Source organism: Oceanicaulis sp. MMSF_3324, from assembly GCF_030733545.1.
Taxonomy (GTDB): domain Bacteria; phylum Pseudomonadota; class Alphaproteobacteria; order Caulobacterales; family Maricaulaceae; genus Oceanicaulis.
The window spans coordinates 84,846-97,592 of the sequence record NZ_JASHIU010000001.1 but is presented as its reverse complement, the minus strand read 5'-3'; the positions used below and the strand labels follow the sequence as shown (position 1 = coordinate 97,592).

Below are 12,747 nucleotides of genomic sequence, written 5' to 3'. Positions count from 1 at the left end.
GGTCAGCGCTTTTTCGGCTTGGCCGGCGCGAAAGGTTTGACGTGCAGCTTGGTCTTGTGACTGGGCGACCCCTTGTCGCCATCGGGCATCAGGCCGCGATAATAGCCCTTTTGCCATTTTTCCTCGGAGGCGTCCGCGTCGTGTTCGCGAAGCCGGCCGGCGAAATCGGCGCGGCTCAAACGCCACTCTTCCATTGCCTGTGCGGTCTTGGGGTCTGACTGAATGGGCCTGATTTCGGGCGTTACGCGGTCAAAGAGGTCGCGCCGCACCGGGAAGATGTGGGCGATCGGCTCATCGGCTTCAAAGCGCACCTCGCCCGGGCGGGTGAAGCGCCAGTTCATGGTGAAGCTATATGGGCTCCAGTCGGTCTCGATGACGCCGGACAGGGGCGCGACGCCATCCTTGATCCCGTTCACCGGGCCCTGAACCCAGATGTTCCAGCCCGGCGGCGTGCGCAGCAGGAAACCCATCTCGAAGGTCAGGATGCCGGAGCCGAAATTGCTCATCGGGCTGGCCGGCGCCCGGTCGGAGGGTCCATCGGGATGCACGCTTACATCCTCGACCCGGTCGCCGCCCGTCCAGCGTGCGGTGAACCCGGAGGGCGTGAAAACTTCCCAGCCATGCTGATTGCCGACAACCAGCGGCAGGCAGCGATAGGCATGGCTCTGAGGCGTTTCATCCATCCATTGGCGGCGGGATGAAGCCGGTCGCAGGGGCGGGTCGAAGGCGGTCAGCGGATGGCAAATCAGTTTCATGGCGGGCATGAGAGCGACCGCGTGCAGACGACGCAACCCCGCCATGCGTTCTCGCCCCTCGAACTTTGTTCAGTTTTCCATTATATGACGCGCCCATGAACGCACCTGTGAAATCTCTCGACCTGTCCTTCTCCAACCGACCGGAAACGACCGGGCCCATTCCGCTGGTCGGCATGACCCGTCCGCAATTGCGTGACGCGCTGGTCTCCCATGGCCTGGTGGATGAGAAGAAGGCCAAGATGCGCGCCGAACAACTCTGGCGCTGGATCTACCATTACGGCGTCACCGAGTTCGACCAGATGACCAACGTCTCCAAGGGCCTGCGTCAGCAGCTTGAGGCGAAGTTCACCCTGGCGCGCCCGGAAATCACCGAGCGCCGCGTCAGTGTCGACGGCACGCGCAAATACCTCATTCGCATGGCGTCGGGTGTCGAGGTCGAGACGGTGTTCATTCCCGCCGTGGCCCGATCGGGCGCGCTGTGCGTGTCCTCCCAGGTGGGCTGTACGCTCAACTGCACCTTCTGTCATACCGGCACCCAGCCGCTGGTGCGCAATCTGACAAGCGCCGAGATCGTCGCCCAGGTGATGATTGCGCGCGACGATCTGGGCGAATGGCCGACCTCGAACGAGGACCGCCAGATCACCAATATCGTCTATATGGGCATGGGCGAGCCGCTTTATAATCTCGACCATGTGTCGGATTCGATCGACGTGATCTCCGACCATGAGGGCATTGGCATCGGCCGTCGCCGCACCACCGTGTCCACGTCTGGCGTCGTGCCGAAAATCCCTGAACTGGGCGAGCGCACCCGCTCCATGCTGGCGATCAGCCTGCACGCGACGAACGATGAGTTGCGCAACGAGCTGGTGCCTCTGAACAAGAAATACCCCATCGCCGAGCTGATGGACGCGATCCGGGCCTATCCGGACCTGTCCAACTCCAAGCGCGTGACGTTTGAATACGTGATGCTGAAGGGCGTGAACGATAGCCTCGCCGAGGCGCGGGCGCTCGTCAAACTGCTCAGCGGCGTGCCGGCCAAGATCAACCTCATCCCGTTCAACCCCTGGCCCGACAGCCCGTATGAATGCTCGGACTGGGATCAGATCGAAGCCTTCGCGGATGTGGTGAACCGGGCGGGTTACGCCAGCCCGATCCGCACGCCGCGCGGCCGGGACATCTTTGCGGCTTGCGGCCAGCTCAAGAGCGAAAGCCAGAAAATCCGCGCCAGCGAACGCCGGCGTCTGGAACGTGAGGCGGAAGCTCAATCGGCAACGAGCGAAAGCTGAACCTCAGGATGTCAGGCTGCGGCCTGACATCCCGGAAACCGGCCTCGCCTTGCGCGCCGGCCCCGGATCGCGTACCGCCCTGTCATGGTTTTACCGATCAAACTCAACCCCGACCTTGATCCGTCTGCGGCCGCGCACGGCTTTGCCGAACAGGGCTATGCGGCGGTGAATGATGTCCTTGTCAAACCGGACGCAAGACGCCTGTACAAGGCCGCGTCGGAGTGGGTGGAGTGGAACCTCGTCGCCCTGATCGATGGCCAACATCGCGATTTCATCGGCGCGGAAATGGATCGCCTTGAGCCGGCGCGTCGCGCGCCGTTCGATCAGCTGGTCTGGCGCGAAGCCCAATCGGGCTTTGGTTATCTGTTCGAGAATGTGCCGCTGTATGACGCCGGCATGCGGGACCGCCTGACCCAACCGCTGTTCAAGGCGGCGTTCGAGCTGACCCGCAGCGAGGCGTTTATCGCTCTGGGTCGCAAGCTGACCGGGGATGACGCCATCACGTTCGCAGACTGCCAGCTGACCCGTTATCGGCCCGGGCATTTCCTGACGCGGCATGATGATGGCGTCGAGGGAAAGAACCGGAGTGCGGCCTTTGTGCTCAACCTCACGCCGGACTGGTGCGCCGATTATGGCGGCGTTCTGAACCTCCTGGATGAGCAGGGCGATGTCCGCGCCGGGCTGACGCCGGCCTTTAACCGGCTCACCCTGTTCAAGGTGCCGCAACCGCATCTTGTGAGCGTGATCTCCCCGTTCGCTCGCGGCGCCCGCTTCGCCATTACGGGCTGGTTCCGCCGTGGCGAGGAGCCGCTGCTTCAAGGCTGACCGTGCGGGATGCGCTTTTGCCGTACGCGCAGGCGTGCTACCGCCATGAGATGACCGAGATGCGCAAACGGCCCCGCCGTCCCGAACCCAAATCCTCCACCAAGAACCTCATGCCCCGCGCGGTCGCGTTGGGCGCGGTCGAGGGCGTGCTCGCCAAGGCGACGCCACTGGATGGCGCGCTGGCGGGACGGCCCGAATGGAAGCGGATGGAGCCGCGGGACCGCGCCTTCGCGCGCGCCATCGCGTCAGCCGTCATTCGCCGACCCATCGCTCTGGACGCCGCCCTGATGCAGGTGCTCGACAAGCCCCTGCCGGATGAAGAGGTGAAGGCCCATCTCATCCTGCGCTGCGGCGCGGCCGAGCGACTGATCCTGGACACCCCGGCCCACGCCGCGGTGGACGCCTGGGTCAGTCTGATGGGCCAGGACCGGCACACGGCGCGCTTCAAGAATCTGGCGAACGCCGTGCTGCGCCGCGTTGTCGATCAGGGCAAGGGGGCGTTTCTCGATTCCGACCCGCTGGAAGACCTGCCTGACTGGCTGGCCGAGCGCTGGGTGGAGACCTATGGCGAGCCCACGGCGCGCGCCATTGCCATCGCCCGTTCCGGCCCGCCAACGCTCGATCTGAGCGCCAAGCCGGGTTTTGACGCGCAAGGTTTCGCCGACGAGATCGGCGCCCGCGTGCTGGAAACCGGAACGATCCGGCGTCCCGATATCGGCGCGGTGGACGGCCTGCCGGGCTTTGATAATGGCGACTGGTGGGTGCAGGACGCGGCGGCGGCCCTGCCGGCGAAACTGCTGGGCGTCAAAGCCGGGGAAGCCGTTGCAGATCTCTGCGCCGCGCCCGGCGGCAAGACCTTGCAACTGGCTGCGACCGGCGCATCTGTCATCGCCGTTGACGCCTCGCCCAAGCGCTTGAAGCGTCTGGAAGAAAATCTCGAACGGACGAAGCTCAAAGCCGAGATCGTGGCGGCCGACGTGGCGGACTGGACAGCGTCCGAACCGCTTGACGCCATCTTGCTCGACGCGCCTTGTTCAGCGACCGGCACGCTGCGCCGTCGCCCCGACGCGGCCTGGGCCAAGCAGCCCGGCGATATCGCCAATCTGGCGGACATCCAGAAACGCCTGCTCGAGGCGAGCTTCAACCAGCTCAAATCGGGCGGTCGCCTTGTTTACTGCACCTGTTCGCTGGAGCGCGAAGAAGGCGAAGATCAGATCGAAGCCTTCCTCAAGCGCACGCCCGAAGCGCGCCTTGATCCTGTCACAGCGGACGAATTGCCAGGCCTTCTGGAAGCGATCACGACAGACGGCGCCGTGCGCACCCGTCCGGACATGTGGTCTGAGCGCGGCGGGCTGGATGGCTTTTACATTGCCCGGATCGTGAAGGGCTGAGCGCCTTGCTTGAGAGCATGAAAAACCCCGATCCGCTTTGCGGACCGGGGTTTTTTAATGCCCTTTGGAGCCTTACTGACCTTGGCCCAGTGAATAGCCGGGCTTGCCGTCGAATTCGTAAAGCTGCTCGGTCTTCACAAAGTCGATGCCGGCGGCCTCGATGCGGCCGAGAAGGTCGACCACTTCGGTGTTCTTGCTGATCGCATCGCTCATGAAACGGCAGCGCCAATGGTCGGTCTTGAAGGTTTCGGGCAGACCCTGCGGCCAGACTTTCACACCGCGATTGGTGATCATCTTCAGGCTCAGCTTGGCGTCGCCGGCCGCCGCGTTCAGGGCTTCGGCAAGCTCATCCGGGTTCTGGGTCGGCATGTCGACGAACACGTCCACGCCCACCAGCGTCTTGGTCTGGCGTTCGCGGCGCTGATACGGCGCGATTTCGACCCCGCCAGCTTCGGCATTGTAGCGCACCGGCGTGAAATGGGCCGGCTCCTGACCCAGGCGCGCGATCACGGCGTCGGCGAAGGCGTCCGTGCCCACCTGTTGCTGGGTCATGTCCTTGGAGGCGATGTCGACGGTGTGAACCCCGTCTTCAAGGGTCTTGAGCCAGGCGTTGTGGACCTTTTCGGCCACATCGGCCTGGCCGATATGCACCAGCATCTGCACGCCTGCCAGCAGCAGACCGGACGGGTTGGCGACGCCCTGGCCGGCGATCATCGGGGCGGAGCCATGAATGGCTTCGAACATGGCGCAATGCTCGCCAATATTGGCTGAGCCTCCGAGGCCCACCGAGCCGGTGATCTCGGCGGCGACGTCGGAGATGATGTCGCCATAAAGGTTCGAGGTGACGATCACATCAAACTGTTCAGGCGCATCGGCGAGCTTGGCGGTGCCGATATCAATGATCCAGTGATCGGTCTTGATGTCGGGATACTCTTTGGCGATCTCGTCAAAGACCTCGTGAAACAGACCATCGGTCAGCTTCATGATGTTGTCCTTGGACAGGCAGGTGACCTTCTTGCGGCCATTGGCGCGGGCGTAATCGAAGGCGTAGCGCACGATCCGTTCGCAGCCGGGGCGCGAGATCAGTTTCAGGCATTGCACCACTTCATCGGTCTGGCGGTGCTCGATGCCGGCATAGAGGTCTTCCTCGTTCTCGCGCACGATCACCACATCCATGTCCGGATGACGGGTCGCGACGAACGGGGAGAGTGCGGCGCACGGGCGCACATTGGCGAACAGGCCCAGCGATTTGCGGACGGTCACATTGAGCGACTTGAAGCCGCCGCCCTGGGGCGTGGTGATCGGCGCCTTGTAGAAAACCTTGGTGCGACGCAGAGACTCCCACGCGCTGTCCTCAATCCCCGCACTCACACCTTTGAGATAGACCTGCTCGCCGATCTCGATCGGTTCGGGTTTCAAGGCGGCGCCCGCAGCTTCCAGCACTTTCAGGCTGGCTTTCATGATTTCCGGACCGATGCCGTCGCCATGAGCGACCGTGATCGGGGTGGGCGTGCGGGTCGCCTTTGAAGCGGACTTGGAGGCGGAGACGTGGACGTTCATTCGGGTTTCCTCATTCCAGCGTGAGTATCTCGAGACAGGGTTCCGGGTGGACGAAACCCTGTGAGGGCGCTGTTTAGCGGCTCGCACCGCGATTTGAAAAATTGATTGTCATGCGTGCATGCATTTGAAAAACTCATGCAATGCAAACGGACCGTCTCGATCTCGACCTTCTGCGCGCCTTCGTGGCGGTGGCCCAGTCCCAGAGCTTCACGCGGGCGGGCGAACTCTTGTTCCGAAGCCAGTCCGCCATCTCGCTCCAGATCAGGAAACTCGAGCAGATCACCGGCGAGCGTCTGTTCAGCCGGACCGCACGCCGCGTCACGCTGACCCCCGCCGGGGATCGGCTGATGGGCTATGCCGAGCGTATGCTGGCCCTGCATGACGAAGCCCTGTCCGCGTTTCGCGATGGCGGCGCCACAGGGCTGGTCCGTCTGGGCACGCCCGAGGACATCGCCACGGCGCACCTGCCCAAGGCTCTGGCGGAATTTTCCCGCGCGCATCCGGGCATTCAGCTCGAGGTGACCTGTGATCTGACGCTCAACCTGATGAAGATGTATCACGCGGGCCGGCTGGATGTGGCGCTGGTCAAGCGCGAACCGAGCGCCGCCGTGGACGGCCAGCGCGTCTGGTCTGAGCCCCTGGTCTGGGTCGGCGCGGATGCACAGGCCTTTGACCAGAGCGAGGTGACAGCGCTTGTGGTCAGTCCCGAACCCTGCATTTACCGCAAGCGGGCGGTGGAGGCGCTGGGACGGGCCGGAGGGCGTTCGCGGCCCGCCTATGTCTGCGGCTCGCTCGCCGGGGCGCTGGCGGCAGTGCGGGCAGGTCTGGGCGTGGCGGTCTTGCCGCGGGATTTCGCGCCCGAGGACCTCGCCATTGATGAAGGCGAGCGCATGCCGCCGCTGGATGACGCGGAAGCGGTATTGCTGACGACAGCGGACGCCGGACTCGCAGCGCGACGCCTGGCCGATCACCTGGCGCACGCGCTGGAGGATGAGCCGGCCCGATTCTAGGCGGTTTGGGCGTCCGCTGCCTTGTGGATTTCATTGACCAGGTCGGCGTCGAGATTGAGCCGTGCGGCCAGCATTTGCAGATAGGCCTGCTCGGCGGGCGTATCGATCTCGATGGCGACGAGCGAGGCGGCGTAGATCTCGGCGGCGTGCTCGGGCGTGTCGGCGGCGGCGACGACCGCGTTGATGTCAAGCGGGGCGGACAATTCGTCAAAGACGAAGGCCTTGTCTTCCGGGCTCAGATCCATCGCGTTCAGGCGTTCGAAAATGGCCGACTTCTCCTCGGCGTCTACTTTCCCGTCGGCCTTGGCCGCCGCGATCATCGCGCGCACCAGCGCCTTGCCCAGCTGATCCACAGCCGCTTCGTCCGTCGGGGCAGGCAGGAAGGCGGAATTGTCCGGCGCGGGCGTGAAGTCCGCATCCAGGGGCGCGGCCTGCCCAGCCGGGGCGGCGCCCTGACCTTGCTTGTTCTGCTGGGATTTCTGCCAGGCGTGATAGGCGAGACCGCCAATGGCGGCGACCGCGCCGTACTTGGCGGCCTTGCCCATCATCTTGCGCCCTTTCTTGCCCATCAACATGGAAGCGGCGAAACCGGCGGCGACTCCGCCCCCGCCCGCCAGCGCCGTGCGCTGGGCGTTCGGGTCGGTCTGAAGGGCGGTGATGATCTTGTTCACGTCAAACATGGCGGACCTTTCAAGTAGAGGCTGGCGCAGCGCAGAACTGACCGTCCGTCTGGGCGCGGGCTGGAGGTCAGAAGTAATTGGGATTACGCCTATTCCTCTGCAAGCACCCGTTACCGCTTTTTCACGCACATCCAGCAGCCTTGGGTGCTTGACTGACGCCAGCGATTGGGTACTTTCCGCCGCCTCACGGTGAGGTGGCCGAGTGGTCGAAGGCGCACGCCTGGAACGCGTGTAGGCGGGCAACCGTCTCGAGGGTTCGAATCCCTCTCTCACCGCCATTTTCCCCAGTATCAGTCCATCTAGACCTTGCGATGATGCCGCGGGGTCGGCTACGGGCTGTCCTGTCCGAACATCACACATCCAACACATCCCGGTTTCGGCCTGTTTGGCGGGCAAACTTTACAGTCGGCGGTCTGGCTGAGTACGCTCAATCCTGATCGGGCTGGGGAGCGTTGATGATGTACAGGCTGGGCTTTGCAGGACTGGTGGCGGCGCTCATGGGCGGGCCGCAGCTGGCTTGCGGACAATCGGCCTTGCAGCCTGTTCTGGTCTCTACTGTTCAGTCGGACTGGGGCGCAGCGACTTCAAGTCAGCCATCAGGATCGGAATCCTGGTCGCCTGAAGTCATCGAGTCGACCACGCCTGACTTTCCCAGACGCGCTTTGACTGAAGGGATCGGGGGGCAATGCGACGCCACTTTCCAGGTGGATCGCAACGGCTATGCCGCCAACATCCAGCTCGAATGCACTCCGGAGATGTTCAGCGGTTCGACCATGGATGCGATCCGGGACTGGCGGTTCACGCCCTGGACGGGCGAGGGCTCCCTGAGTCCGTGGACCACCCTGCCTATCAGCTACAATCTACCCGGCGCGTCAGACACCAGCGCGCCTGTGGAAGACAGCCCGCCAGCCAAACAACCTGACTCCCGTGTCGACAATGGTGAAGGCGCGTCTGGTAAGTCGTCGATCCGTTGAACAGGCGGCCTGTTCCCTTTTGCGCGGCTGAGCTATCTCTTTGATCAACCAAAGAGGGGCGGCATGCTGATTGAGGTCGACGGACTGGAGAAAGCCTACGGGCAGGGGGCGGAGCGTCAGCCCGTCTTGCGTGGGGTCAGCCTTGGGTTGGAGCCCGGCGCCAGCCTGGCTGTAACGGGCGAATCCGGCTCCGGCAAAAGCACGCTTCTGCATCTGATCGGCCTGCTTGATACACCGGACGCTGGCGAGATCCGGCTTAAGGGCGAGACCGTCACCGGTCTGGATGACGCCGGGCGCGCCTTGCGCCGGCGCCATCAGGTCGGCCTTGTCTTCCAGCAATTCAACCTCGTTCCCTCTCTCACTGTGGAGGGGAATCTGGCGCTTCAGGCGCGCCTTGCCGGTCAGCATGATGCAGAGTGGATCGACACCCTGGCGGACCGGTTGGGCCTGGCGGCGTTTCGCCAGCGCTACCCCGAACAATTGTCCGGCGGGCAGCAACAGCGTGTGGCCGTGGGCCGAGCGCTCGCGGCGCGACCCGCCTTGCTGCTGGCCGATGAGCCCACAGGCAATCTCGACGAGGAGACAAGCGATCAGGTGCTCGACCTCATGCTCGAGCTGTGCGCTGACGCCGGTGCCGGACTGATCATGGCGACCCATTCCCGGATCGCCGCCGACCGGCTGTCCCGGCGCGTCCATCTGACCGGCGGGCGGCTGTCTTGATCGGAACCGCCCTCGCCACGCTCGTGTCGCACTGGCGGCGCAAGCCGGGTCAGCTGGCGACGCTTGTCATAGGGTTGAGTCTGGCCACCGCGCTGTGGACCAGCGTGCAGGCGATCAATGCCGAAGCGCGCGCCAGCTATGATCAAGCCAGCGCTGCGCTGGGCGGCGGATCGGTTATCAGCCTGACCGCCCCTGAGGGGCGCATCCATCGGTCTGTCTGGGCGCAATTGCGTCGGGATGGCTGGGACGCCTCGCCCCGGATCGAGGGCGAGCTGGTGCTGGCCGACACTGTGTTCGCGCTGATCGGGGTCGAGCCGCTCAGTGCCAGCACGTCTCAAGCTATGGTCGGCGGCGGGGAGGGCGTCGGGCCGGCTTTCCTGACCGCGCCGGGCGTCTTGCTTGCAGCGCCGGAAACCGTTGAAGGGCTCGCGGCGCATCAAGCAGACCTGCCGCCCGTGCAAGCCAGCGCCCAGCTGCCGCGAGGCCAGGTGCTCACGGATATCGCCACAGCCGCGCGCCTTCTCGATCGCGGCGATCAGATCGATCAGATTGTGATCAATCCCGATGCCCGGGAGGGCCTGACCCCCCTGGCGGTGCTGGCGCCCCAGCTGGACCGCGTTGAAACAACCGATACAGGCGAGGTGTCGCGTCTCACCGGGAGTTTTCACCTCAACCTGAGCGCCTTCGGCTTTCTCTCTTTCGCGGTGGGCCTGTTTATCGTCTATGCGGCGGTGGGGCTGGCGTTCGAGCAGCGCCGCTCGACCCTGCGGACCTTGAGGGCCCTCGGGACCCCGGTTCGCGTCATCGTCGCAAGCTTGTTGATCGAAGCGTTCGCCTTCGCACTTGTCGCCGGGGCGGTGGGCGTCTTGCTCGGCTATGGCGTGGCCAGCGCCTTGTTGCCGGATGTGGCGGCGACCTTGCGGGGGCTCTATGGCGCTTCTGTCTCGGGAGAGTTGTCGGTCCGACCGGACTGGTGGCTGTCGGGTTTCGCCATCGCCATACTCGGGGCGCTGGGCGCCACCGCTCAATCGGTTCGCCGGGCGGCCACCATGCCGCTTCTGGCATCTGGTCAGATGCGCGCCTGGGCGCTTGCATCTACACGGCGCTATCTGCTTCAGGCCGGAATAGCCCTGGCCTTGTTTGCGCTGGCGGCGCTGATCCCGCAGCTGGCCTCCGGCGTCCTCGCCGGGTTTGCGCTGCTCGCCAGCCTGCTACTGGGCGCGGCGATCGGGCTGCCCGCGCTGCTCGCGGGCGTGCTGAATATCGCAACGCGCCTTGTCCGCGGGGCGGTGGCGGAATGGTTCCTGGCCGATACGCGCCAGCAATTGCCTGGCCTGTCCATGGCCCTGATGGCGCTGATGCTGGCGCTGGCGGCCAATATCGGGGTGGGGACCATGGTGTCGAGCTTCCGCCTGACCTTTGAGGGCTGGCTCGATCAGCGCCTGGCCGCCGAGCTGTACGTGACGACCCGCGATGACGCGCAATCGGATGCCGTCAGGGATTTTCTCGAGGCCCGGGCGGATGCGGTTCTGCCGATCTGGAGCGCGGACAGCGACATCGCCGGCCAGCCCGGCGAGGTGTTCGGCGTGGTCGATCACGCCACCTATCGCGAGAACTGGCCTCTCATCACGGCTAGGCCGGACGCCTGGGACCAGATTGCGGCGGGAGAGGGTGTGCTTGTGAACGAGCAGAGCTGGAGACGGGCGGGATTGGCGCTCGGGGAGCCGGTGTCCCTGGGTGAAGGCGCGACCCTGCCGCTGGTGGGTGTCTATTCCGATTACGGCAATCCCAACGCCCAGGCCATTCTCGGTCTGGATGGGCTGGTTGACCGGTATGCCGGGACCGTCTCCCGACTGCGTTATGGCGTGCGTGTGGACCCGGACGAGGCGCAGGCGTTGACGGAAGCCCTGCGCGCGCAGTTCGACCTGCCCGCTGACGGCGTCATTGATCAGGCCAGTGTGAAGGCGTTCTCCCTGTCGGTGTTCGAGCGCACGTTCGCGGTGACCGGGGCGCTCAATGTTCTGACGCTGTCGGTGGCGGCATTCGCCATGTTCGCCAGCCTCACCACGCTCGCCTCCATGCGCCTGCCCCAGCTGGCGCCGGTCTGGGCGTTGGGGCTGACCGCGGCGCATCTGGCGCGGCTGGAGCTGTTGCGCGCCGGGGTTCTGGCGGTGCTGACCTGGCTCGCCGCCCTGCCGGTGGGGCTGGTGCTGGCCTGGGCCCTGCTCGCTGTTGTCAATGTGGAGGCCTTTGGCTGGCGCTTGCCCTTGCATCTGTTTCCCATGGACTGGCTGCGGCTGGCCGCACTGGCCATCCTCGCCGCCCTGATTGCAGCATTGCTCCCGGCGCGGGCGCTTGTGCGAAAGCCGCCGCGTGAATTCCTCCAGATCTTCGCCCAGGAGCGTTAGCCATGGTGCGTGTCGGCCTCCTTCTCGTTTGCCTCTGGAGCCTGTGTGTCGGGCCCGCCCATACGCAGGGCTTTGCAGGTTTGGGCACGTCTGCGGACGGGTTTGCGGCGCCGACGCCCGATCCCGTGTTTGTGTTTCCCGCAGATCATGGCCCCCATCCCGCCTACCGGATCGAATGGTGGTACCTGACTGCCGTGCTCGAGGGTGAGGACGGGACGCCCTATGGCGTGCAATGGACGTTGTTTCGAAATGCCTTGGAGCCCCATGACGGTGAAGGCTGGCAAACCCCGCAATTGTGGATGGGACATGCGGGTCTCACCACGCCCGAGACCCATTACGCAGACGAACGTCTGGCCCGGGGCGGGGTGGGCGTCGCCGGTGTCGAGGCCGCGCCCTTCTCAGCCTTCATTGATGAATGGAGCCTGGAGAGCGCGCCGGAACGTCTGTCCGAGGGCGAGGATGCATTGTCCGCCCTGAATGTTCGGGCCCGCGGCGACGCGTTTGCCTATGCGCTTGAGCTGAACGCGACCGGGCCTCTGGTGTTTCACGGCGCCGACGGGTTCTCGGTCAAGTCCGCTGAGGGTCAGGCGAGCTATTACTATTCCCAGCCCTTTTATGAGGTGGAAGGGGTGCTCGAGCTGCCATCCGGTCCGGTCACGGTCAGCGGTCAAGCCTGGCTCGATCGGGAGTATTCCTCTCAACCCCTGTCGGAGAACCAGCTGGGCTGGGACTGGGTATCGCTGCATCTCGATAGCGGCGCCAAACTCATGGGTTTCCAGCTGCGTCAAACCGATGGCGAGGTTTACACCTCGGCAAGCTGGATCACCGAGCAGGGCGTGCTGACTGCATTTGAAGACGGTGCGCTGACCATGACGGCGCTTGAAACCGCCCGTGTCGCGGGCCGCGCGGTTCCGGTGCGCTGGCGCGTGCAACTGCCGGCCCGCGATCTTGATGTGGAGGTCGAGGCGATCAACGCCCAAAGCTGGATGGACACCCGCTTCGCCTATTGGGAAGGGCCTGTGCGCATCCGCGGCAGCCATGGCGGCCGGGGCTATCTGGAGATGACCGGCTATGAGACGGATGCATCATCTGAAACGGCGGCGCCCTGACCCAATCCGAAGGGGCGCAGCTCGCTGAC

Annotated in this window: 11 protein-coding genes and 1 tRNA gene; 9 read left to right on the top strand and 3 right to left on the bottom strand. The window is 64.8% G+C overall.

Features of this window, described 5'->3' with window-relative positions; all coding sequences use genetic code 11:
* Positions 1-2: 2 nt before the first annotated feature.
* On the bottom strand, positions 3-800 hold the full coding sequence (locus RBA95_RS00410) for a DUF6065 family protein (RefSeq protein ID WP_306014795.1): 798 nt from the start codon (positions 798-800) through the stop codon (positions 3-5).
* Between the two features lie 50 nt (positions 801-850).
* Here RBA95_RS00410 and rlmN point away from each other — a divergent pair, with 50 nt between their 5' ends.
* The 3 genes from rlmN to RBA95_RS00395 all read left to right on the top strand — a co-directional run bounded on the left by rlmN (position 851) and on the right by RBA95_RS00395 (position 4,257).
* Positions 851-2,041 carry a 23S rRNA (adenine(2503)-C(2))-methyltransferase RlmN gene (gene rlmN / locus RBA95_RS00405; RefSeq protein ID WP_306014794.1) on the top strand — a complete coding sequence of 397 codons (1,191 nt, stop codon included), beginning with the start codon at positions 851-853 and terminating at the stop codon, positions 2,039-2,041.
* Between the two features lie 84 nt (positions 2,042-2,125).
* On the top strand, positions 2,126-2,866 hold the full coding sequence (locus RBA95_RS00400; protein WP_306014793.1) for a 2OG-Fe(II) oxygenase family protein: 741 nt from the start codon (positions 2,126-2,128) through the stop codon (positions 2,864-2,866).
* Positions 2,867-2,925: 59 nt separating this feature from the next.
* Positions 2,926-4,257: an RsmB/NOP family class I SAM-dependent RNA methyltransferase gene (locus RBA95_RS00395; protein ID WP_306014792.1), complete on the top strand. Its 1,332-nt coding sequence runs from the start codon at positions 2,926-2,928 to the stop codon at positions 4,255-4,257.
* Positions 4,258-4,329: 72 nt separating this feature from the next.
* On the opposite strand, the gene RBA95_RS00390 is transcribed toward RBA95_RS00395, so the two are convergent.
* A complete protein-coding gene (locus RBA95_RS00390) occupies positions 4,330-5,817 on the bottom strand; it encodes an NADP-dependent isocitrate dehydrogenase (RefSeq protein ID WP_306014791.1) in 1,488 nt (495 codons plus the stop codon).
* A 140-nt stretch (positions 5,818-5,957) separates the two neighbouring features.
* Here RBA95_RS00390 and RBA95_RS00385 point away from each other — a divergent pair, with 140 nt between their 5' ends.
* Complete coding sequence (locus tag RBA95_RS00385) at positions 5,958-6,827, top strand: LysR substrate-binding domain-containing protein (RefSeq protein WP_306014790.1); 870 nt, start codon at positions 5,958-5,960, stop codon at positions 6,825-6,827.
* Here the strand turns inward: RBA95_RS00385 and RBA95_RS00380 are convergent.
* Positions 6,824-7,507 carry a tellurite resistance TerB family protein gene (locus tag RBA95_RS00380; protein WP_306014789.1) on the bottom strand — a complete coding sequence of 228 codons (684 nt, stop codon included), beginning with the start codon at positions 7,505-7,507 and terminating at the stop codon, positions 6,824-6,826. The genes RBA95_RS00385 and RBA95_RS00380 overlap by 4 nt on opposite strands.
* A 188-nt stretch (positions 7,508-7,695) precedes the next feature.
* On the opposite strand from RBA95_RS00380, the gene RBA95_RS00375 reads away from it, so the two are divergent.
* The 5 genes from RBA95_RS00375 (at position 7,696) to RBA95_RS00355 (ending at position 12,718) form a co-directional block, all read left to right on the top strand.
* A tRNA-Ser gene (locus tag RBA95_RS00375) sits at positions 7,696-7,785 on the top strand.
* A gap of 177 nt (positions 7,786-7,962) precedes the next feature.
* Positions 7,963-8,481 carry an energy transducer TonB gene (locus RBA95_RS00370; RefSeq protein WP_306014788.1) on the top strand — a complete coding sequence of 173 codons (519 nt, stop codon included), beginning with the start codon at positions 7,963-7,965 and terminating at the stop codon, positions 8,479-8,481.
* A 63-nt stretch (positions 8,482-8,544) separates the two neighbouring features.
* Positions 8,545-9,201: an ABC transporter ATP-binding protein gene (locus RBA95_RS00365; RefSeq protein ID WP_306014786.1), complete on the top strand. Its 657-nt coding sequence runs from the start codon at positions 8,545-8,547 to the stop codon at positions 9,199-9,201.
* On the top strand, positions 9,201-11,609 hold the full coding sequence (locus RBA95_RS00360) for an ABC transporter permease (protein WP_371933570.1): 2,409 nt from the start codon (positions 9,201-9,203) through the stop codon (positions 11,607-11,609). The genes RBA95_RS00365 and RBA95_RS00360 overlap by 1 nt, the downstream gene beginning before the upstream one ends.
* Before the next feature lie 2 nt (positions 11,610-11,611).
* Positions 11,612-12,718, top strand: coding sequence for a lipocalin-like domain-containing protein (locus RBA95_RS00355; RefSeq protein WP_306014784.1), 1,107 nt, complete (start codon positions 11,612-11,614; stop codon positions 12,716-12,718).
* The last annotated feature ends 29 nt before the right edge of the window (positions 12,719-12,747 follow it).